Source organism: Geodermatophilus sp. SYSU D00696, assembly GCF_054050235.1.
This window is the reverse complement of record NZ_JBJGYY010000037.1, coordinates 27,925-47,352: the sequence shown is the minus strand read 5'-3', so window position 1 is coordinate 47,352 and position 19,428 is coordinate 27,925. Positions and strand designations below refer to the sequence as shown.

At 75.3% G+C, this 19,428-nt stretch carries 22 protein-coding genes; 7 read left to right on the top strand and 15 right to left on the bottom strand.

Translation table 11 applies throughout. The annotated features are described in order from the left end of the window. Together nadE and panB are read left to right on the top strand one after the other, a co-directional pair. Window positions 1–1,236, top strand: coding sequence for an NAD(+) synthase (nadE, locus tag ACI79O_RS19695; protein ID WP_456914969.1), 1,236 nt, complete (start codon window positions 1–3; stop codon window positions 1,234–1,236). Further along, window positions 1,233–2,063: a 3-methyl-2-oxobutanoate hydroxymethyltransferase gene (gene panB, locus ACI79O_RS19690; RefSeq protein WP_456893204.1), complete on the top strand. Its 831-nt coding sequence runs from the start codon at window positions 1,233–1,235 to the stop codon at window positions 2,061–2,063. Before nadE ends, panB begins: the two co-directional genes overlap by 4 nt. A gap of 143 nt (window positions 2,064–2,206) precedes the next feature. Here panB and ACI79O_RS19685 read toward each other — a convergent pair whose 3' ends face one another. Continuing rightward, the gene (locus ACI79O_RS19685) at window positions 2,207–2,779 is read right to left on the bottom strand and encodes a DUF2784 family protein (protein ID WP_456914968.1); all 573 of its coding nucleotides are present in this window, start codon (window positions 2,777–2,779) and stop codon (window positions 2,207–2,209) included. Window positions 2,780–2,905: 126 nt separating this feature from the next. On the opposite strand from ACI79O_RS19685, the gene ACI79O_RS19680 reads away from it, so the two are divergent. Continuing rightward, on the top strand, window positions 2,906–4,015 hold the full coding sequence (locus ACI79O_RS19680) for a glycosyltransferase (RefSeq protein ID WP_456914967.1): 1,110 nt from the start codon (window positions 2,906–2,908) through the stop codon (window positions 4,013–4,015). A 16-nt stretch (window positions 4,016–4,031) separates the two neighbouring features. On the opposite strand, the gene ACI79O_RS19675 is transcribed toward ACI79O_RS19680, so the two are convergent. Continuing rightward, complete coding sequence (locus ACI79O_RS19675; protein WP_456914966.1) at window positions 4,032–4,217, bottom strand: hypothetical protein; 186 nt, start codon at window positions 4,215–4,217, stop codon at window positions 4,032–4,034. A gap of 150 nt (window positions 4,218–4,367) precedes the next feature. On the opposite strand from ACI79O_RS19675, the gene ACI79O_RS19670 reads away from it, so the two are divergent. Both ACI79O_RS19670 and ACI79O_RS19665 read left to right on the top strand, forming a co-directional pair. Continuing rightward, window positions 4,368–5,519: a diguanylate cyclase gene (locus tag ACI79O_RS19670; protein ID WP_456914965.1), complete on the top strand. Its 1,152-nt coding sequence runs from the start codon at window positions 4,368–4,370 to the stop codon at window positions 5,517–5,519. 52 nt (window positions 5,520–5,571) lie between these two features. Next, window positions 5,572–6,861 (top strand): M24 family metallopeptidase, encoded by a 1,290-nt coding sequence (locus ACI79O_RS19665; RefSeq protein WP_456914964.1) that lies wholly within the window; start codon window positions 5,572–5,574, stop codon window positions 6,859–6,861. Between the two features lie 2 nt (window positions 6,862–6,863). Here the strand turns inward: ACI79O_RS19665 and ACI79O_RS19660 are convergent, their stop codons facing one another. From ACI79O_RS19660 to ACI79O_RS19645, 4 genes are all read right to left on the bottom strand, one after another. Next, window positions 6,864–7,850, bottom strand: coding sequence for an SDR family oxidoreductase (locus ACI79O_RS19660; protein ID WP_456893194.1), 987 nt, complete (start codon window positions 7,848–7,850; stop codon window positions 6,864–6,866). A 24-nt stretch (window positions 7,851–7,874) separates the two neighbouring features. After that, window positions 7,875–8,300 (bottom strand): ChaB family protein, encoded by a 426-nt coding sequence (locus ACI79O_RS19655; protein ID WP_456893192.1) that lies wholly within the window; start codon window positions 8,298–8,300, stop codon window positions 7,875–7,877. A gap of 89 nt (window positions 8,301–8,389) precedes the next feature. Then, window positions 8,390–9,127: a polysaccharide deacetylase family protein gene (locus ACI79O_RS19650; RefSeq protein ID WP_456893190.1), complete on the bottom strand. Its 738-nt coding sequence runs from the start codon at window positions 9,125–9,127 to the stop codon at window positions 8,390–8,392. A 125-nt stretch (window positions 9,128–9,252) separates the two neighbouring features. After that, the gene (locus ACI79O_RS19645) at window positions 9,253–10,446 is read right to left on the bottom strand and encodes an endo-1,4-beta-xylanase (protein ID WP_456893188.1); all 1,194 of its coding nucleotides are present in this window, start codon (window positions 10,444–10,446) and stop codon (window positions 9,253–9,255) included. A gap of 169 nt (window positions 10,447–10,615) precedes the next feature. Between ACI79O_RS19645 and ACI79O_RS19640 the strand changes: the two genes are divergently transcribed. Further along, entirely contained in the window at window positions 10,616–11,635 is a 1,020-nt protein-coding gene (locus ACI79O_RS19640) for a LacI family DNA-binding transcriptional regulator (RefSeq protein WP_456914963.1), read from the top strand. A 16-nt stretch (window positions 11,636–11,651) separates the two neighbouring features. On the opposite strand, the gene ACI79O_RS19635 is transcribed toward ACI79O_RS19640, so the two are convergent. From ACI79O_RS19635 to ACI79O_RS19620, 4 genes are read right to left on the bottom strand one after another with little or no spacing between them, the layout of a single operon-like run. After that, window positions 11,652–12,011, bottom strand: a complete 360-nt coding sequence (locus ACI79O_RS19635) for an acyl-CoA thioesterase (RefSeq protein WP_456914970.1) — start codon at window positions 12,009–12,011, stop codon at window positions 11,652–11,654. 26 nt (window positions 12,012–12,037) lie between these two features. Beyond that, window positions 12,038–12,268 (bottom strand): hypothetical protein, encoded by a 231-nt coding sequence (locus tag ACI79O_RS19630; protein ID WP_456875438.1) that lies wholly within the window; start codon window positions 12,266–12,268, stop codon window positions 12,038–12,040. A 9-nt stretch (window positions 12,269–12,277) separates the two neighbouring features. Beyond that, window positions 12,278–12,535, bottom strand: a complete 258-nt coding sequence (locus ACI79O_RS19625) for a DUF2795 domain-containing protein (RefSeq protein ID WP_456893186.1) — start codon at window positions 12,533–12,535, stop codon at window positions 12,278–12,280. Window positions 12,536–12,549: 14 nt separating this feature from the next. After that, window positions 12,550–13,683 (bottom strand): baeRF2 domain-containing protein, encoded by a 1,134-nt coding sequence (locus ACI79O_RS19620; protein ID WP_456914962.1) that lies wholly within the window; start codon window positions 13,681–13,683, stop codon window positions 12,550–12,552. A gap of 139 nt (window positions 13,684–13,822) precedes the next feature. Here ACI79O_RS19620 and ACI79O_RS19615 point away from each other — a divergent pair, with 139 nt between their 5' ends. Beyond that, window positions 13,823–14,167 carry a hypothetical protein gene (locus tag ACI79O_RS19615; protein WP_456893182.1) on the top strand — a complete coding sequence of 115 codons (345 nt, stop codon included), beginning with the start codon at window positions 13,823–13,825 and terminating at the stop codon, window positions 14,165–14,167. Between the two features lie 35 nt (window positions 14,168–14,202). On the opposite strand, the gene ACI79O_RS19610 is transcribed toward ACI79O_RS19615, so the two are convergent. From ACI79O_RS19610 to cpaB, 5 genes are read right to left on the bottom strand one after another with little or no spacing between them, the layout of a single operon-like run. Next, on the bottom strand, window positions 14,203–15,096 hold the full coding sequence (locus tag ACI79O_RS19610; protein ID WP_456893180.1) for a type II secretion system F family protein: 894 nt from the start codon (window positions 15,094–15,096) through the stop codon (window positions 14,203–14,205). Then, window positions 15,096–16,037: a type II secretion system F family protein gene (locus tag ACI79O_RS19605; RefSeq protein ID WP_456875433.1), complete on the bottom strand. Its 942-nt coding sequence runs from the start codon at window positions 16,035–16,037 to the stop codon at window positions 15,096–15,098. Before ACI79O_RS19605 ends, ACI79O_RS19610 begins: the two co-directional genes overlap by 1 nt. After that, window positions 16,037–17,455 (bottom strand): CpaF family protein, encoded by a 1,419-nt coding sequence (locus ACI79O_RS19600; protein ID WP_456875432.1) that lies wholly within the window; start codon window positions 17,453–17,455, stop codon window positions 16,037–16,039. The genes ACI79O_RS19605 and ACI79O_RS19600 overlap by 1 nt, the downstream gene beginning before the upstream one ends. Then, complete coding sequence (locus ACI79O_RS19595; RefSeq protein ID WP_456893178.1) at window positions 17,452–18,642, bottom strand: AAA family ATPase; 1,191 nt, start codon at window positions 18,640–18,642, stop codon at window positions 17,452–17,454. The genes ACI79O_RS19600 and ACI79O_RS19595 overlap by 4 nt, the downstream gene beginning before the upstream one ends. Then, window positions 18,639–19,424 carry a Flp pilus assembly protein CpaB gene (cpaB, locus tag ACI79O_RS19590; RefSeq protein ID WP_456893176.1) on the bottom strand — a complete coding sequence of 262 codons (786 nt, stop codon included), beginning with the start codon at window positions 19,422–19,424 and terminating at the stop codon, window positions 18,639–18,641. Before cpaB ends, ACI79O_RS19595 begins: the two co-directional genes overlap by 4 nt. Between the last annotated feature and the right edge of the window lie 4 nt (window positions 19,425–19,428).

Here is a 19,428-nt window from a genome sequence, read left to right as displayed (position 1 = left end):
GTGGTTAACCCCCCACCCGCCCCCCCGCCGGGGGGGGAATCTTCGGCCGGGGGGGGGCGGGGGGGGCGCCCCCGCGCGGCCGCGCCCCCCGCGCCGATCGTCTACTGCAACCTGGTGGGCGGGCAGGACGAGCTGGTCTTCGACGGCGACTCGCTGGTCGTCGCCGCCGACGGCGAACTGCTGGCCCGGGCGCCGCAGTTCGTCGAGCACCTGCTCTGCGTCGACCTCACCCTCGACCGTGCCCGGGTGCCCGAGCGGCGGGAGGGCCGGATCGGCCCGATGACGGTCACCCGCACCGTCGTCTCCGAGGAGCCGGTGGCCGCCTTCGAGCCGCGGCCGGGGCGGGTCGCCGAGCCGCTGTCCGACCACGAGGAGGTCTGGCGGGCGTTGGTGCTGGGCCTGCGGGACTTCATCGACAAGAACGGCTTCCCGTCGGTGGTCCTCGGTCTCTCCGGCGGCATCGACTCCGCGCTGGTGGCCGCGCTGTCGGTCGACGCGCTGGGCGCCGACCGGGTGCACGCCGTCGCGCTGCCGTCGCGGTGGTCCTCGGAGCACTCACTCGCCGACGCCGAGGACAGCGCGCGGCGGCTGGGCCTGCACTTCTCCACGGTGCCGATCGCGCCGATGGTCGACGCGTTCGAGTCGGCGGTGGAGCTGTCGGGGACGGCGGCGGAGAACCTGCAGGCCCGCATCCGCGGCACGCTGCTCATGGGCCTGTCCAACCAGCACGGGCACCTGCTGCTGACCACCGGCAACAAGAGCGAGGTCGCCGTCGGCTACTCGACGCTCTACGGCGACGCCGCGGGCGGGTTCGCACCGATCAAGGACGTGCCCAAGACGCTGGTGTGGGAGCTGGCCCGCTGGCGCAACGCGCACGCCCGCGACCGCGGCGAGACCGAACCGGTCCCGCAGAACTCCATCGACAAGCCGCCGTCGGCCGAGCTCGCGCCCGGGCAGAAGGACAGCGACTCCCTGCCCTCCTACGAGGAGCTCGACGCCGTCGTCGCCGACTACGTCGACCGCGACCTCGGCATGGCCCAGCTGCTCGAGCGCGGCCACGACCCCGAGGTGGTGGCCCGCGTCCTGCGGCTGGTCGACGTCGCCGAGTTCAAGCGCCGCCAGTCGGCACCCGGGACGAAGATCAGCCTCAAGGCCTTCGGCCGTGACCGGCGGCTGCCCATCACCAACCGCTGGCGGGAGAGCCTGCCCAGCGTCCGCGAAGGAGCCCAGGCGTGACGGAGTCGGTGCTGTACGGCGGGACGTCGACCGCCCGGGTGCGCATCCACCACCTGCAGCAGGCCAAGGAGCGCGGGGAGCGGTGGGCGATGCTCACGGCCTACGACACCTACGCCGCCGCGGTGTTCGAGGAGGCCGGCATCCCGGTGATGCTGGTCGGCGACTCGGCCGGCAACGTCGTGCTCGGCCACTCCTCGACCGTGCCGGTCACCGTCGAGGACCTGCTGCTGATGACCAAGGCGGTCACCCGGTCGACCACGCGGTCGCTGATCGTGGCCGACCTGCCCTTCGGCAGCTACGAGTCCGGGCCGCAGCAGGCGTTCGCCACCGCCGTCCGGATGATGAAGGAGGGCGGCGCGCAGGCGGTCAAGCTCGAGGGCGGGGTGCGGGTGGCGCCGCAGATCCGGCTGCTCTCCGACAACGGCATCCCGGTGATGGCGCACGTCGGCTTCACGCCGCAGAGCGAGCACGCCCTCGGCGGGTTCCGGGTGCAGGGCCGCGGCGTCGGCGCCGAGCAGCTGCTCGCCGACGCGCGCGCGGTGCAGGAGGCCGGCGCGTTCGCCGTCGTCCTGGAGATGGTGCCCGCCGCGATCGCCGCCGAGGTGACCCGGGAGCTGGCCATCCCGACGATCGGCATCGGCGCCGGGCCCGACTGCGACGCCCAGGTGCTGGTGTGGCCGGACATGGCCGGCCTCAACGGCGGCCGGGTGCCGCGGTTCGTGAAGAAGTACGCCGACCTGCGCGGAGAGCTGCTCCGCGCGGCCCGGGAGTACGCCGACGAGGTGCGCGGCGGGGTCTTCCCCGGCCCGGAGCACTCCTTCGACTGACCGGTGACCGCCGACGGCACCCCCGACCGGCCCGCCGGACCCGCCCGGCGGCCGCCCGTGGTGCGTCGCGTGGCCGGGGTGCTGCTCGGCATCGTGGTGACGACGCTGCTGACCCAGCCGATCGCCGTCGCGGCGCTGTTCTCCTACGCCGCGTTCAGCGGCTGCCTGGTCGACTGCGCCGACCCGCCCGACCTGGGCGGCGGGCTGCTGTGGTCGGCCGTCACTGCGGTCGGGCTGGCCATCCCGCTCGCGCTGGGCATGGCGGTGGCCGGGGTGCGGTCGCGGCGGGCGTGGCTCGCCGCCGGCGCCGTGGTCCTGGGACTGGTGCTCGCCTGGGCGGTCGCGGGGCTGCTGGGCTGAGCTCCCCGCCGGGCCCGCGCCAGGAGGAGCCCGTAGCCGAGCGCGTTGAGGCCGAACGCCAGCAGGTACGTGCCGACCTGCGTGGACGTCGCCGCCACGTCGAGGCCGAGCGGGCCGTAGACGTAGTGGGCGAGGAAGCCGCCGTCGTAGGGCGCCGCGCCGGCCCGCTCCCGCAGCGCGAGCTCGAGCGTGGTCAGCGGGCAGGCGGCGCCGGCCAGGTTCACGGCCAGCACCGCGAGCGCCACCGGCGCGTGCACGAGCACCAGCCGGGGCCACCGGAGCGCGAGCAGCGCGCCGGTGAGCATGAGCAGCACGGCGGCCCCGTGCAGGACCGCGACCGAACCCGCGAGCACCACGCCCCGATCCTCCCGGAGCGGGTGCGCCCACGCCGCACTCCGGAGCGCGGGACACCGCACCGGCGCACACGCTCACCGGGCGCGGGACACCTTGTGCCGGCGCGCGACCGCGGCCAGCCTGGCGACGTGCGCGTGCTGGTGGTCGCCTCCCCGCTGACCGGCCACGTCCTGCCGCTGGTCCCGCTGGCCCTGGCGCTGCGCGAGGCGGGTGCGGAGGTGACCGTCGCGACCGCCGGTGACGGCATCGGCGTGTGTCCGACGGAGCTGCCGCCCGCCGACGTCGCACCGCGGCTGCGGCTGGGGCCGCTGTTCGGCCGGCTCATGGCGCGCCACCCGCTGCTGGCCCGCCGCGAGCTCGCCGGGCGGGGCGGCACCCGGGCCGTCGGGCTGCTGTTCGGCACCCTCGGCGCGCGCACCGCCGACGCCGTGGTGGCCCTCGCCGACCGGCTCCGCCCCGACCTGGTGGTGCACGAGCCGCTGGCACCGGCCGGGGCCGAGGCCGCCGCCCGGCTCGGCGTGCCGGCGGTGCTGGTCGAGGGCAACCTGTTCGACGTCGGGCAACTGAGCGCCGCCGCCCTCGGCGTCTACCGGCCCGCCCGCCGGCTGGGTGACCTCCCGGCGCCGGTGGAGGTGGTGACCACGGCACCGCCGAGCCTGGTCGGCCCGCGAGAGGGGCGGCCCATGCGCTTCGTCCCGTGGACACCCGACCGCCCCGTCGACGAGGAGTTCACCCGGCCGGGCGCGCGGCGGCGGGTGCTGGTCAGCCGCAGCACCGTCGCCTCCCCCGGCCGGGACCGCCTGATGGGCGACGTCGCCGCCGCGGCCGCGGGCACCGACCTCGACGTCGTCCTCGTCCGCCCCGACCGGTGGGTCACCCGACGTCCGCTGCCGGCCCAGGTCCGGACGGCGGACTGGCTGCCGTTCCCGCGGGTGCTGCTGGCCGCGGACGGCGTCGTCCACCACGGAGGAGCGGGCACCCTGCTCACCGCGCTGGCCGCCGGGGTGCCGCAGCTGGTCGTGCGCGGCGCCGGTGACCGCCGGACCAACGCCGACCTCGTGGCCGCGCGCGGCGCAGGCATCGCGACCGAGCCCGGCGAGGTCACCGCGGCACACCTCGAGCGGCTCGTCGGTGACCCGGCGCTGCGGAACGCCGCCCGCGAGGTCGCCGCGGAGATCGCCGCGATGCCGGCGCCGGGCGAGCTGGTGCCGGAACTGCTCTCGCTGGCCCGGCGCTGAGCGGGACGGGCGCGGGTCAGTCGCCCTCCCGCCACTCCCGGTCCTCGGCGTCGAGGCGCTCGTTGCGCTCGGCCACCGACTGCAGCGCGATCGCGGCCTCCTCGCGGGTGGCGTAGGGCCCCAGCCGGTGCCGCTCCGCGCACCCGTCCCGGTCCTCGACGGTGTTGTGCTTCAGGCAGTAGAACCACGGTCCCTGCGCCACGGGGGCACCTCCTCGTCGACGACCGTCCCCCTGAGCGTGCCCCGGCGAGGGCCGCGGTGAACCCCCCGGCCGCCCGGTCGTGGCGGACGACGGCGTCTCGCGTGCGCGAGGCGCCCCGCTCCGGCCGTCTCATGAGGCATCCTCTCGCCCGTGACGGTCCGAGCGCGTGACCTGGACGGTCCGGCACCCGCCCAGCGCCGGGACGGCGCCGAGACCCGAGTGGCCGCCCTGCTGCTGGCCGTGCTGCTGGTCACCGGCGGCGGCACGGGGCTGGTCAACCTGGCCCTCGACGGCGTCGTCCGCGACGGCGTCATGCGCACCGCCTACGGCGCGACGATGGCCGCCTGCCTGCTCGCCGCGGTGCCGCTGGTGGTGCGCCGGGGTGTCGGCCGCTGGCAGACCTTCGGCCTGGTGCTGCTCGGCGACCTCATCTACGCCGTCGTCGCGCTGTGCATCCAGGACCCGGTGCGCTACGCCACGCCGCTCATGCTGCTGTTCCCCGCGGTCGTGGCGGCCTGGTTCCTGCGCCCGTGGATGCTCGCGGTCAACATGGTCGCCACGCCGCTGGCGGTCCTGGTCGCGCTGTGGACCAGCTACCCCGACCCGGTCGGTCTCGCCGTCCAGGTCGCCGTGCACGCCGGCATGCTCGACCTGGTCGCGGGTTGCGTGGCCGTGCTGCGGCACCGCGAGCGGGCGCTGCTGGCGGAGACCGCGGCGCTCACCCTCCGCGATCCGCTCACCGGCCTGGCCAACCGGCGCCACCTCGTCGAGCAGGCGCCGCGCACCTGGCGGCAGGCCCGCCGCGAGGGCCTGCGGGTGGCCGCGATGGTCATCGACCTCGACCACTTCAAGCAGGTCAACGACGTCCACGGGCACGCCGTCGGCGACGCCGTCCTGCAGACCGTGGCGCGGGCGCTGTCGGCCACCGTCCGGCCCAGCGACGTCCTCGCGCGGCTGGGCGGTGAGGAGCTGGTGGTGCTCGGCCTGGTCGGCGATCCCGGGGAGGCGCAGCGGCTGGCCGAGCGGCTCCGGCAGGCCGTGGCGGGCGCGCGCACCGCGCAGGGCCACGGCGTCACCGCCTCCATCGGCGTCGCACTGACCCGGCCGGTCGACGGCGAGGACCCCGCCGCGGCGCTGTGGTGGCTGGTCGACCGCGCCGACGCCGCCATGTACGAGGCCAAGCAGGGCGGCCGCGACCGGGTGGCCGGCACCTGCCCGCCGCGGCCCCGCCCCGCGCCGTCGGGCGAGCGGTTCGGCCCGCCGACCGTCCCGGGCCCGGCGCTGCCCTCCGACGTCCGCTGAGCGTCCCCGTCCTCACCCGGTGGGGAGGGCGGTTCTCTGCTTCCCTGTCCCCATGACCCTGGTGGTCCCGGACCCGACCCGGACGGTGCCGCTGCCGCTGCGGCAGCAGGCCGACGTCCGCGACCGCTGGCTGACCGAGCGGTTGCTCGAGGTGCTGCCCGGGCTGATGGACCGCGCGGGCATCGACCTGTGGATCGTCACCGGCCGCGAGAACAACGAGGACCCGGTGCTCGCGACGCTGCTGCCGGCCGTGTGGCTGTCGGCGCGGCGGCGGACCGTCCTCGTGCTGCACCGCAGCGACGACGGCGTCACGCCGGTCGCCGTCTCCCGCTACCCGGTCGGCCAGTTCCTGCCCGGCTGGTCGCCGGAGGACGGCGGGGAGTGGGACGCCGTCCGGCGGATCGTCGAGCAGGCCGCACCGCGCCGCATCGGCATCGACGTCTCGGCCCGCTGCGCGCCGGCCGACGGGCTCACCGTCACCGAGCACCGGGCGCTGGCCGACGCCCTGGGCCCGTGGGCGGGGCGCCTGGTGTCGGCCGAGGACCTCGTCGTCGGCTGGCTGGAGACCCGGCTGCCCGAGGAGGTCGCCGCCCTCGACGCCCTCAACCGGCTGACCGACCGGGTGCTCGCCGAGGCGTTCTCCCCCGCCGCGCTGACGCCGGGCGCGACGACGGCGGGCGACCTCGCCTGGTGGCTGCACCAGCGCCTGGCCGACCTCGGCGTCCCCCCGTGGTTCCACCCGGGGGTCACCGTGCAGCGCGCCGGGGTCCCGCTGCTCGACGAGGGCGGCGTGGCGCTACCGGCGCTGCCGCGGGACGCCGTCCTGGAGCCCGGCGACCTGGTCACCTGCGACGCCGGCCTCACCAGCCTGGGCCTGGCCACCGACCTGCAGCGCAGCGGCTACCTGCTGCGGCACGGGGAGACCGCTCCCCCGCCCGGACTGCAGGCGGCGTGGACGGCCGGCACGCGGGTGCGGGCGCTGACCGCCGAGGCGCTGACCGCGGGGCGCACCGGCAACGAGGTGCTCGCCGCCGCCCGCGCCGCCGCCGACGCCGAGGGGCTCGCCGCGGAGGTGTACTCCCACCCGATCGGCGTGCACGGGCACGGGGCCGGGCCGGCGATCGGCCGGTGGGACGACCAGCGTGGCGTCCCCGGCGACGGCGACCGGGTGCTGCACACCGGCACCGTCTACGCGCTGGAACTCGCGGTGCGCGCGACGGTGCCGGAGTGGGGCGGTCAGGGGGTGCGGCTGGGCCTGGAGGAGGCCGTCGTCCTCACCCCGGCCGGGACGTCGTTCCTGGGCTCGCCGCAGCGCGAGCTCTGGACGGTGCCGGCCGGCTGACCTCAGCCCGAGGACCGGCGGCGCCGGGCGCGCATGAGCAGGTCGCCGGGCCGGGGCACCGCCCAGGCCGCCCGGCTCAGCGGGCTGGTGGTCAGCGCCTGGTCGGCGTACTCGCCGCGCACCCGGCCGGGTCCGGGCGTCGGGGTGTCGAGGATGTCGGTGCCGTCGTCGGGGCGGTCGCTGGTCTGGGCCCGCGGGCCGACCACCGACAGCAGCGCGTCGGTGAGCGCGGGGCTGACCTTCTGCCCGGTGAGGAAGCCGAACGCGGCGTCACCGACCGGCACCTCGCGGCGCGGGTGCTCGGCCAGCCGGACGACCGCCTCGGCGACGAGCTCGGGGGCGTACACCGGCGGCGGGGGCTTGGGCATGGACCCGGTCCGGCTGCGCGAGTGCTCGAAGAAGGGCGTCGCGATGCTGGCCGGCAGCACCGTGCACACCGACACCGGGGAGCCGGCGTCGGTCAACTCCATGCGCAGCGCGTCGTAGAACAGCCGCACGGCGGCCTTGCTCGCCGAGTAGGCCGCGTGCAGCGGCAGTGCCCGGTGGCTCTCCACGGAGCCGATGCCGACCAGCACCCCGCCGCCGTCCCGCTCGAGCACCGGGACGGCGGCCTTCGCGGCGGCGACGTGGCCCAGGTAGTTGACCTCGGTGACCCGGCGGAACTCGGCCATCGTGGTGTCGGCGACGGTGGCGTAGACGCTGACCGCCGGCACGGTGACCCAGGTGTCCACCCGCCCGAAGCGCTCCTCCGCGTCCTGCGCGAGGGTGGCCACCGCGTCGTCGTCGGTGATGTCGGTGGGGACGGCGACGGCCTCCGCGGGGCGTTCCCGGAGGTCGTCGACCAGCGTGGCCAGGGCCTCCACCGACCGCGAGGCGACGACGATGCGGGTCACCCCGCGGCGGACGAACTCCAGTGCCGTCGCCCGGCCGATGCCGCTGGAGGCACCGAGGACGACGACGACCTGCTCGGACAGCGGGCGTGGGCTCATGCCGCCCGGGTACCCCGCCCGCGGCTACTCCTCCCGCGCCCGGCGCGTCTCGCGGTCGTTGGCCTGCTGGATGGCATCGACCAGCTCGTCCTTGGTCATCGACGAGCGGCCGTGGACGTCGAGCCGCTTGGCGACGTCCATGAGGTGCTCCTTGGTGGCGTTCGCGTCGACCCCGCCCTTGGTCTCGCGGTCGGTGCCGGCGCCGCCCTCGGCCTGGGGGTCACTCGGCCCCTTGTGGTCCTTGGGCTCCCAGTGGTCGCCGACCTTCTCGTGGGTGTGCTTGACCGCCGCCCACGCGACCCGGTTGGCCCGCTGCTCGTCGCCGTCGTAGGTCTCGACGGCGGAGTCGTGCGCCTTGGCGTACGTGCGCTGCGCCTTCTCGTCGGAGCGCTGCAGGGTGCTGGGGAGTTCCTCGTCCCTCGCGTCGCCGCTCTTCGTCGTCTTCGGCATGGCGCTGCACTACCCCGTTGGGACAGGCAGGACCCGCGACGGGGTGCCACTGGCGGCACCCCGTCGCGGGTCCCCCTGTCAGGAAACGGTCAGCCGCGGCGGTCGGGCTTGTGGAAGCGCCAGCCCTCGGCCTCGAGCTCCGGGATCACCCGCGCCACGGCCTCGACGGTGCCGCTGCGGTTGATGTCCGGGCCGTCGTGGAGCAGGACGACCGCGCCGGGGTTGGCCCGCACCCGGCTCTCGAGCCGCTCGGTGAGGACGTCGGCGTCCTGGGTCTCCCAGTCCTCGATCGTGACCGTCCAGCCGAGCGGCTGCATGCCCAGGTCGGCGGCGACCTGCGGGCTCTGGCCCCAGGCGCCGTACGGGGCGCGGAAGTAGGGGATCCGCGCGCCCGGCACGATCTCGCGGATGAGCGCGGAGGTGGCCTCCAGGTCGGCGCGGACGGCCTCCGGCGACCAGTTGGTCAGGTTGTCGTGGTGCATCGTGTGGTTGCAGAGGGTGTGCCCCTCGGCCACGATCTGCCGGACCAGGTCCGGGTTCTGCCGGGCGACGTCGCCCCACAGGCAGAACACCGCCTTCACGTCGTGCTCACGCAGCACCCCGAGCAGCCGCGGGGTGTCGCGCGTGTTGGGCCCGTCGTCGAACGTGAGGGCTGCGACCCGGCCCTCGAGCTTCGTGGTCGTGACGATCTCGGCGGTCGCCGGGCCGCCCTGGCCCGGGCCGGCGCCGGCGCCGTCGGCCTGCGCCGGCGCGACGCCGAGGAGCAGTGCGCCGAGGGTCAGCGGTGCGGTGGCGAGGCGCAGCGCGCGCCTGCGGGACGTGGTCATGGACTCCCCCTGGAACGTGATCGGACCGGGACGGGCGGCCGCCCCGGGGTGGCCGCTGACGCCGGGCGGTCGCCGTCGTGCGTGGCGACCGCCCGGCGGTCAGCTCCTGGCCGGTGGGGCCGCGGTCAGTCCTGCGCCGCGGCCAGGGTCTCGTGCAGCGCCCAGTAGGCGGGCTTGCGCTCGTAGTCCTCGAACATCACGGTCGCCGCGCCCTGGCCCGGCGAGAAGCTCGGCACCCAGGAGTACTTGTCGGTGAAGCCCCAGATGGTGAACGAGTTGCAGTCCTCCACCGCGAGGCACGCCTCGAGCACGCCCTGGTAGGTGTCCGCCTGGTCCTCGAGCTGGTCGGCGGTGGGGACGCCGCTCGCCGGCAGGGTGAACCGCACGTCGAGCTCGGTGATCGCGGTCTCCAGGCCCAGGTCGTCGAAGCGCTGCATGTTGGCCTGCAGCGTGGTCGGGAAGGGGTACTGCAGGTCCAGGTGCGCCTGGAAGGCGAAGCCGTGCAGCGGGACGTCGTCGGCGAGCAGCTGCTTGGCCAGGTTGTAGTAGGCGGTGCTCTTCGTGTTCCAGTCCTCGACCGCGTAGTCGTTGAGGAAGAGCTTGGCCTCCGGGTCGGCCTCGTGGGCCCAGCGGAAGGCGTCGGCGATGATGCCCGGGCCGAGCTTCTCGATGAACGGGTTGGCCGTGGCACCCGTCGAGCCGTCCCGCAGCCGCACGCCGCCGTCGTCCCACTCGTCGGCGAAGATCTCGTTGGCGACGTCCCACTGCTGGATGCGGCCGGCGTAGCGGCCGACCACGGTCTGGATGTGCTCCTTGAGGACCGCGCGGAGCTCCTCGGGGTCCTCGATCTCGTGCACCCACGCGGGCAGCTGGCTGTGCCACAACAGGGTGTGGCCGCGCACGACCTGGCCGTTGGCCTCGGCGAAGTCGACGATGGCGTCGGCCGGCCCCCAGTTGTAGACGCCCCGTTCGGGGTGGATGAAGTCCCACTTCATCTGGTTCTCGGGCGAGACGGAGCTGAACTCCGCCGCGAGGAGACGCCGGTACTGCTTGTCGTAGGTGAACGGGTCGGGGTAGCCGGCGTCCACGTGGTGCCCGCCACCGGCGGCCGCGGTGCCGATGACCAGGTCGTCGGGCGCGACCGTGCGCAGGCCGTTCTTCTTGGCCTGGCCGTAGGACTGGTCCTCGTTGGCGTGGCTCGGCGGCGCCTCCTGCGCGGGAGCCGCGGCGGCGGGCAGCACCGCCGCGGACAGGAGGACGGGCACCAGACCGAGCCCGAGGGCACCCCGGGCGACGATGCGGGACGTGTGAGCACGCATGCAGCTGGACCTTCCGAGAGGAGCTGTTCGAGGTTTCCGAAAGTTTCCGGAACGTGAGCCACGTTACGGATGGGTGTCGCGGTACGTCAAGGCTCGGTCCCGGACCGTGCGGTGGTCCCGCCCCGAGAGCGCGCGGCCCTAGGCTGGACCCTCCGAGGAGGAGGAACGGGTGTCCGAGAGTCAGGGCCGTGCCATCACGATCGCGGCCATCGCGGCGGAGGCCGGCGTCTCCCTGCCGACCGTGTCCCGGGTCCTCAACGGGCGTTCCGACGTCGCGCCGCGCACCCGCGAGCGGGTCGAGCAGCTGCTGCGCGAGCACGGGTACCAGCGCCGCGGGGGCCGCGCGCGGGACCGGGCACGGCTGGTCGACCTCGTGTTCAACGACCTCGACAGCCCCTGGGCGGTGGAGATCATCCGCGGCGTCGAGGAGGCCGCGCACGCCGAGGGGGTCGGCACCGTCGTCTCGGCCATCCACCGCCGCGCCAGCGCCACCCGCGCCTGGCTGGAGAACCTCGGAGCGCGGGCGAGCGACGGCGCCATCCTGGTGACCAGCGAGCTGGACCCCACACTGCGGTCGGAGCTGGAGGAGCTGCAGGTCCCGGCCGTGGTCATCGACCCGGCGGGGGTCGCGTCGCTCGACGTGCCGACCATCGGCGCGACGGACTGGGCCGGCGGGCTGAGCGCCACCGACCACCTGACCGGGCTGGGTCACCGCCGGATCGGGTTCGTGGGCGGCCCGGCTCCCCTGTGGTCCAGCCGCGCCCGTCTCGACGGGTACCGGGCCGGCCTGAGCGCCGTCGGCGTCGCCGTCGACCCGGACCTGGTACTGGAGGGCGACTTCGGGTACGCGTCCGGGTTCGAGTGCGCCGGTGCGCTGCTGCGGCTCCCCGACCGGCCCACGGCGGTCTTCGCCGCCAACGACCAGATGGCGCTCGGTGTCTACGAGGCAGCCCGCAGGCAGGGTCTGCGGGTGCCCGAGGACCTCAGCGTGGTGGGGTTCGACGACCTGCCCCAGGCCCAGTGGTCCCCGCCGCCGCTGACCACCGTGCACCAGCCGCTGGCCCAGATGGGCATGCTCGCCGCCCGCACCGTGCTCCGGCTGATGCAGGGCGAGCCGGTCGAGGGACCACGGATCGAGCTCGCCACCCGGCTGGTGGTCCGGGACAGCACCGCACCTCCGCCCGGCTGACCGCCCGCGCCGGCGGTCAGTCCACGAGCCAGCGCGACCAGTGCGCCCGCTGGTCCCCGGTCAGGGGCGTCGAGGCGTCGGCGGCGTAGTCGAAGTTGACCAACACCATCTCCGCGCGCAGTGCCGGCTGCCCGTCCTGGGCGAGCTCCTGGCGCAGTCCGATGGAGCTGTGGCCCAGCCGGGTCACCGTGCCGACGACGGTCAGGTGCTCACCGGCGCGGTAGTGGATCTGCCGCAGGTAGTCGACCTCCAGCCGGGCGAGGATGATCCCCCCGCCCGGACCGGGGTCGGCCATGGCCAGCCGGGCGTCCTCGAGCAGGCCGAGCACGCGGGCGTGGTTGACGTGCCCGAAGACGTCGGTGTCCGACCAGCGCAGCTGGACCGGGTGCTCGTGCGGCCGGCTCAGGGCAGGTCCGCCGTCTCCGCGGACTGCCGGTGGGCGCCCTGGGCGTCGTCCGGGTCCGGGTGCAGGGTGCGCTCCTCGGACTCGGCCAGGATCACCTCGGCGGCCACCTCCTCCATGCCCGAGCCCTTCATCTCGGCCTCCTCGGGGAGCAGGTCGGCGCGGGTCTCGATGTTGTGCTCGGTGACGTTGGCCAGCGCCTCGGGGCTGGGTTCCTTCTGGGTGACCACGAGGCCTCCTCAGAACCGCTGCTGCTCGGTGCCGATGCCGAGCGCCCGGGCCACGTCCTGCACGTTGTCGAACTGCCGGCCCTCCGGCAGCCGGCGCAGGTCGGCCAGCACCCGGTCGGTGGCGTTCGACTCCTGCGCCCGGGCGAGGAGGGTGTCCCGGTCGGCCGGCCACACCTCCTTGCCCAGCACCTCGGCGATGGCGGCGCGGCGGTCGACGTCGGCCGGGCTGGTCCCGGCGGGCGTGCCCTCCTGGTGCGGATCGGACATGGCTGCGGCCTCCGTCACTGCGGGGTGGGGGTGGAGTCGTCGGTGTAGCGGAGGATCGCCGCCACCGGGATGTCGCCGGGCATGGCCGCGCGCGGCACGACGACGACGCCGGCCGTGCTCGCCACCGCCGCCGCCAGCAGCGCCCGCTCGGCCGGCACCGAGTGGACCTCCTGCACGCCGAGGGCGTCCATGTCGGCCTGGTCGACGCCGAGCTCGAGCGGCGAGGCGCCCACGAGCAGCTTCTCGTCGTCGGCGGGGTCGGCGAGCACGAGCGTCTCCACCTGCGCCTTGCGCAGCGCCTCGACGACGTTGGCGGTGCCGGTCACGGCCAGCCCGTGGGCGCCGGCGGAGCTGATCTTCTCCACGGCCTCGGCCTCGTCGCGGGCCTCGTGCTCGGCGACGAGCTCGGCGGCCTTGCGCTCGACCGGCTCCCGGTCGGCGCCGGCGGCCCGGCCGCCCTCGTCGATGGAGACGATCAGGTCCGACCACAGCCCGCTGGCGCGGTCGGTGAGGATCTGCCGGGCGCGCATGTCACCGGCGAGCAGGACGAAGCGGGGGTGCAGGCGGCGCACGACCGAGGCGATGTGCTCGGCGACGTCGTCGGCGTTGTGCACCCACTTGTTCTCGGCGTTGTGCTGGTACCGGTGGTGGGCCCAGCCGCCGCCCTGGAACTTGCGGATCTGGAAGGTGTCGCCCTTCACCGTCTCCTCCTCCTCGGCGTGGCCGGGGAGGGTGGCGAGGGTGAGGTCGGCACCGGTGCGGTCGGTGAGGACCACGACGTGCGGCACGCGGCCGGGCAGCGCGCGCAGCACCGGCAGCAGGTCCGGCTGCGGCGACCACTCGGCGAGCTCCTGGCGCGGCACGTCGCCGAGCTGGGAGTCGAAGACCACCCTGCCGTCGGAGGCGACGATCACCGCGCGGCCGCGGATCGTGCCGGCCTCGCCGCCGTCGTTGCCCTCGAGCAGTCGGCTGCGCACCGCCTCGACGACGGCCTCCGGCGCGCCCTGCTCGGTGAGCTTCTCGGCGACCGCCCGGACGCGGAGGTCCAGCTCGGTGTCGGCGTTCTCCGTCACGTGGGTGACGTCAGCGGTGACAGTGGCGAAGGGACCTGGGGCCTCGAAGACCGGTGCCAGGAAGGACACGTCCATGGGTGGGGACCACTTCCTCAGTGCGGGATCGGTGTGCGGAACGGCGTCCTCGGCGGGACGCGCACTGCTCGCCGCCTACCCACCGGCCCGACCGCCACACACGGTGTCGGATCCGGCAGGCAGGGGTAGGCGCCTCCCCATGACCGAGCACGACCAGCTGCCGCTGCCCGACTACGACCACCTGCCGGTGGAGGGACTGATCTCGCGCATCCGCACGCTGGACGCGACCGGCCTGCAGACGCTGCTCGACTACGAGCGGGCCCACGCGAACCGACTGCAGGTCGTCATGGCCATGGAGAACCGCCTGGAGTCCCTGCACGAGGGCGCGCAGCCCTCGGGCGGTGACCCGGCGTCCGCGGCCGCGGACGACCCGGTGCACGCCTCGGCCGGCTCCAAGGTGTCGCAGGCGACCTCCGGTCCACCGATGAACCCGCCGTCGCAGGGCGACCCGACCAACCCGGCCCAGCCCCGCTCGACCGGCTGAGCCCTGACCCGTGCACTTCCGCGGGAGTGCACGGGTCAGCCGCTGAATGCGCCGACCATGTCCATGACGGCGGGACCGAGCAGCACGATGAACAGCGTCGGCAGGATGCAGACGATCAGCGGGAAGATCACCTTGACCGGGATCTGCATCGCCTTCTCCTCGGCCCGCTGCCGGCGCTTGAGCCGCATCTCGGCGGCCTGGGTGCGCAGCACGTCGGCGATCGAGACACCGTAGGCGTCGGCCTGGACCACCGCGCGGATGAACCGGCGCAGGTCGGGGACCGCCGTCCGCTCGGCCAGCGCCAGGTAGGCCTCCCGCCGCGGCTGGCCGACGCCGATGTCCTGCAGCGTGCGGATCAGCTCCTCGGCCAGCGGGCCGCGGCCGTTGCGCCCGGCCCGCGACATCGCCGCCTCGAAGCCGAGCCCGGCCTCCACCGCGATGGTCATCTGGTCGAGGGTGTCGGCGAGCTCGAGGCCGATCGCCTGCTGCCGCTCCTGCCCGCGGCTGTAGAGCAGCAGCTCGGGGACGACGTAGGCCACCCCGGTCGCGACGACGGCCATCAGCACGGTGAGCGGGCCGGGCCGGGCGGTCGCCACCACCAGGCCCAGCGCCGCGGCGACCGCGGCGAGCACCAGCTTGGCGGCCACCAGCCGGGGCACCGGCCACTCGGCGGGACGGCCGGCGGCGGCGGCCAGCCGGTCGAGCCGGGCCACCGTGCCGGCCGGGGTGAGCGCCCTGGCCAGCCGCGGCAGCAGCCGCGGGCGCGACCGGCCGGCGGCGGCCCCGGGCAGGTCCAGGCCCCGGGTCAGGTTGGCGCGGGCACGGGCGGCGGCGTCCTGCGGCCGGGCCAGCAGGGCCCAGCCCAGCAGCGGGACGGCGAGGGCGACGGCCAGCGCGGCCGCGAGCACGGGAGGCGGGAGGGTGCTCATCAGAACCGGATCGTCACGGTCTTCTTGAGCCACACCGCGCCCACGGTGAGCAACGCGGCGGCGACCCCGATCATCACGTAGCCGGCGAGACTCTCGGTGAAGCCGGACAGGTACGCCGGGTTGCTCACCGCCAGGAACGCGACGATGCCGAACGGCAGGGCCATCAGCACGACCGCCGACAGCTTGCCCTCGGCCGACAGCGCCTTGACCTGGCGGCGGATCGCGTTGCGCTCGCGGATCGTGTGCCCGACGGTGTCGAGCACCTCGGCCAGGTTGCCGCCCACCTCGCGGTGGATGGCGATGGCCTGTGCGATCCAGCGGAAGTCGTCACTGGCGGTCCGCTCGGCCACCTCTTCGAGGGCGTCGCCGAGGTCGCGGCCCACCCGGGTCTCGTTGACGATGCGGGCGAACTCCTCCGACGTGGGGGACGCCGCCTCGGTGGCCACCGAGTCCACCGCGCGCAGCAGGCTGTGGCCGGCCCGCAGGCTCGAGGCCATCAGCTGCAGCGAGTCGTCGAGCTGGTCGGCGAAGGCCGCCTGGCGCCGCCGGCGCCGCAGGCCGAGCCCCACCTTGGCGCTCAGCGGAGCCAGCGCCGCGAGCGGCACGGCGAGCAGCACCCCGCCGGCAAGGAAGCCGAGGGCGCCGAGGACGAGGCCGGCCAGGCCCACCAGCAGGACGACGTCGGCCAGCGCCATCGCCACCCCGGCCCGCTCCAGCGCCGCGGTGCCGGCCGCCACCCGGCCGCGGCGGGCCAGCGCGCGCTCGACCGCGGCCCCGGCGACCGCCGACGCCCCCGCCAGCGCCGACGCCGGGGGCGCGACCGTGGGGTCGAGGCGGGACAGCGGCACCCGCCGCGGCCCGGCCGGCAGGACGGCCAGCGCCAGGACCAGCAGCGCGGCGGTGACCGCGAGCAGCCCGGCGGCGAACAGCAGCGGGGACATCAGGCCCACCCCCGGCGCGGCTCGACGGTGCCGAAGACCCGCGGGGAGACCCGGATGCCGAGCTCCTCGAAGCGGTCGGTGAACCGCGGCCGGACGCCGGTGGGCACCGGCCGGCCGAGGAACCGGCCGGCGGCGTCGACGCCGGCGGAGTAGTCGAAGAGGAACGCGTCCTGCAGGGTCACCGTCTCCCCCTCCATGCCCTGGACCTCGGTGACGTGGGTGACCCGACGGGTGCCGTCGCGCAGCCGGGTCAGCTGGACGACGACGTCGACGGCGGAGGCGATCTGCTCCCGGATCGCCCGCAGCGGCAGGTCCATGCCGGCCATGAGCACGAGGGTCTCCAGCCGGGCGATCGCGTCCCGCGGCGAGTTGGCGTGCACGGTCGACAGCGAGCCGTCGTGACCGGTGTTCATCGCCTGCAGCATGTCGAGGCTCTCCCCGCCGCGGCACTCACCGACCACGATCCGGTCGGGCCGCATCCGCAGCGAGTTGCGGACCAGGTCGCGGATGGTGATGGCGCCCCGGCCCTCGATGTTCGGCGGCCGCGACTCCAGCCGGACGACGTGCTCCTGCTGCAGCTGCAGCTCCACGGCGTCCTCGATGGTGACGATCCGCTCGCCCTCGGGGATGAACGAGGAGAGGACGTTGAGCAGCGTGGTCTTCCCGGTGCCCGTGCCGCCCGAGACGATGATGTTCAGCCGGGCCTCGACGCAGGCGTGCAGCAGCTCGGCCATCTCCGGCGAGAGGGTCCCGAAGCCGATGAGGTCCTCGACGCCGAAGGGGTCCTTGGCGAACTTGCGGATGGTCAGCGTCGAGCCGGAGAAGGCCAGCGGCGGGATGATCGCGTTGACGCGGGACCCGTCGGCGAGGCGGGCGTCGACCATCGGCGAGGACTCGTCGATCCGGCGGCCCACCTTCGAGACGATCCGGTCGATCACCCGGCGCAGGTGCTCCTCGGAGGTGAAGCGCGCCCCGGAGCGGACCAGCTTGCCGCCCTGCTCGACGTAGACCGCGTCGGGGCCGTTGCACATGATCTCGGTGACACTCGGGTCGTCGAGCAGCCGCTGCAGCGGGCCGTAGCCGAGCACGTCGTCGGCCAGCTCCGCGGTCAGCCGCGCCCGCTCCTCGGCCGAGAGCGGGACCCGCTCCTCCTCGACCACCTCGTCGAGCTCGCCGAGCACGATCGTGCGCAGCTGGTCCTCCGACAGCGACGGGTCGTTCATCCGGCTGCCCATGCGCTCGAACAGCGCCTTGGCCACCCGGTCCTTGAGCCGGGTGAGCGCGTCGGTGGGCGGCGCCGCGACCGGGGCGGCCGGCCGGGACACCGGCCGCGGCGGCGGGACGGCGGAGGGGGCGGCCGGGGCCTCGGGCGCCGAGTGCCGTCCCTGCGCCGCGGCCAGCCGGGAGGCGAGGTTCACGACGCCGCCCGGTGCTTGGCGCGGTACCGGCCCGGGCGCACGATCGGCGTCGCGGCGAACCGGGCGACCAGCCGGCGCAGCTCCTTGGCGGCGGGGTCCCGGCGGCCGGCGGCGAGGATCGGCACGCCCTGGTTGGTCGACGCCGGCACCGCGGCCGAGCGCGGGACGACGACGTCCACCCCGGTGCCGATCGCGGTCTCCACGTCGCGCACCGACAGGCCGCCCTTGGCCTCGGCGAAGTTCATCACCACGTGCCGGCCGGCGGGGATCATGCACAGCTCGCCCAGCACGTCGAGCTCCTTGCGCAGCCCGCGGACGCCGGGGACGTCCATGCTGCTGAGCATGACGACGTCGGTGGCCCGGTCCAGCGCCGCGAGGGTCTGCTCCGACAGGCCCGGCGCGGTGTCGACGACGACGTAGCGGAACTCGCGGGCCAGCGATGCGAGCAGGCGGGTGACGTCGGCGGCGGTCACGCTGTCGCCCGCGGCCGGCGAGTCCGCGCCGCAGACGGCGTAGAGGCCGCTGGGGTGCTGGGTGAGGAAGGTCTTGAGGACCATCGTGTCCTCGGCCGCCGGGCCGTGGGCGACGTCGGGCAGCGCGTACTCGGGCACCAGGCCCAGCGCCGAGGCGACGTCGCCGAACTGCACGTCGAGGTCGACGAGCACGGTCGACTGGGGCGCGGTCTCGGTGAGCCCGATCGCCAGGTTGGAGGCCACGGTCGTCTTGCCGACGCCGCCCTTGGGCGAGGCCACGGTGATGACCCGGCCGGTGTAGCGGGCGGTCTCCTCGACCGGCCGCAGCACCCGCCGCCGTCCGGCTGCGGCCGACCCGGCCCGCTCGACCGCGGCGCGGATCTCGGCGGGGTCGGCGGTCGGCGCCAGCAGGTCGCGGATGCCGGCGCGCATGGCCTCCTGCCAGGTCTCCGGCGTCGGGTCGGCGACCAGGACGACGCTGATGCCCGGGCACTGCACGTCCAGGCGCGCGGCCAGGCCGAACGCCTCCTGCAACACCGCGTCTGGTCCGATCAGCAGGACGTCGGGCAGCTCGCCGTCGACCAGCTGCTCGAACAGCCGCGCGGGGTCGGCGGGCAGCCGGCCCGGCGGCAGCACGTGCACGTCGCCGTCGGCCGCCTCCTTGACGCGCAGGACGAGCTCCTCGCCCGCCGCGCCCAGCACCACTCGACTCACTTGGACTCCCCGTAGACGTTGCCCAGGGCGGAGAGGTCGCCGTACACGTTGCCCTGGGTGACGATCTTCGTGCCGCTGCGGTCGGCGCCCTCGGGCTCCAGCGCGAGCCACACGGTCCCGTGCTCCATGCCGAAGACGACCAGCTCGGCGTCGCGCGCCGGGACGGCCACGGTCACCAGCAGGCTGCCGGTCGGCGCCGCCCCGCCCGACGACGCGGTGTCGGTGGTGTCGTCGGGCACCGGCGCCGGGGCGCCCTGGACCTGGGTCACCAGCGCGCCGTGCAGGGTCGCGTGCGTGGTGCCGACGGTCTTCCCGGCCTCGTTCTCCAGGGTCATGGAGACGTAGACGCCGATCTCGTCGCCGGCCGCCAGCCGGCCGCCCACGGCCCGCTGCGGCTCGAGCAGGACGCTGACCTCCGAGGTCCCCGGGGGCGCGGCCACGGTGCCGGGCACGGCGAGGTCCTCGGGGGCGGCGAAGCGGGTGGCCAGCAGTTGCTCGCCCGGCTGCAGGTCGGCGGTGGCCACCTGCCCGGCGAGCTGGTCGAGGTCGGTGACCCCGCCCTCGACGGCGGCCTTGGCCGGGAGCCGCTCGGTGCGGACCAGGTCGGGGAGGTCCTCGGCCGGCGTCCCCTCGGGGACCGGCTGGTCCACCACCAGGACGTCCACGGTCCGCACCCCGGCGAGGGCACGGGCGTCGGCGCCGCGCACGTAGGCCAGCAGCACCACCGCGCCGGTCCCGGCGAGGAGCAGTGCCACGAGGGCGGCGAGCAGTCGTCGTCTCACGAGG